Consider the following 867-nt stretch of genomic DNA (forward strand, 5'->3'; position numbering starts at 1 on the left):
CCATTACTATGCTCCCGCACAATAAGAGAACGCAGTTTCTCAACCCCTAAAATCCAATTGAGACAAATATTATGAAAAAGATTCTTGTAGTTTGCGGTAACGGCCTTGGTACTTCACTAATGATGGAAATGGCAGTGAAAGAAGTGGCTAAAAAAATCGGTTTCGAAGCGGAAGTTGATCACGAAGATCTGTCATCAGCTGCATCAAGCAACGCGGATATTTGGGTAGCAGCGACAGACGTTGCAAACCAACTGAAAGAAGGCGGAAAAGAGAACATAATCAGCCTTAAAAATATTTTTGACAAAGCATCAATCGAAGAACAACTAAAAACTTTCATGTAAGGTCAAAATTATGCAGAACTTTTTCGAATTCATGCTCGGCTTATTAAAAGAGCCAGCAATCATGGTAGGCTTAATTGCTTTCATTGGCCTTGTTGCACAGAAAGCTGATATTTCCACCATTCTAAAAGGCACAATTAAAACCGTAATGGGTTTCCTAATTTTAGGTTTTGGTGCTGGCGCTCTTGTTGGCGCACTAAATAACTTCTCAGTTGTATTTACTGAAGCATTCGGCGTAAGTGGTGTTATTCCAAATAACGAAGCAATTGTTGCATTAGCACAAGAAGCATTCGGTTATGAAATGGCTCTAATTATGTTCTTCGCATTCGTTGTGAATATTTTATTGGCTCGTATTACTCCTTTAAAATATATTTTCTTAACGGGTCACCACACAATGTTCATGTCTATGTTAGTAGCGGTAATTTTGTCTACAGCAAACATTGAAGGCACAGTTCTAGTCGCAATCGGCTCTATCATTGTGGGTACATTAATGGTTGTGATGCCAGCGCTAGGCCAAAAGTACACTGAA

At 39.1% G+C, this 867-nt stretch carries 2 protein-coding genes; both read left to right on the forward strand.

Annotated features, from left to right (window positions below; genetic code table 11):
* The first annotated feature begins 71 nt into the window (after positions 1–71).
* A complete protein-coding gene (locus tag AB4496_RS20880; RefSeq protein WP_009845707.1) occupies positions 72–341 on the forward strand; it encodes a PTS sugar transporter subunit IIB in 270 nt (89 codons plus the stop codon).
* Between the two features lie 10 nt (positions 342–351).
* Positions 352–867, forward strand: a 516-nt coding sequence (locus AB4496_RS20885) for a PTS transporter subunit IIC (RefSeq protein ID WP_372131851.1), incomplete at its 3' end; no start/stop codon positions are given.

It is taken from the genome of Vibrio sp. 10N.222.46.A1 (assembly GCF_041473595.1).
GTDB lineage: Bacteria > Pseudomonadota > Gammaproteobacteria > Enterobacterales > Vibrionaceae > Vibrio > Vibrio tasmaniensis_A.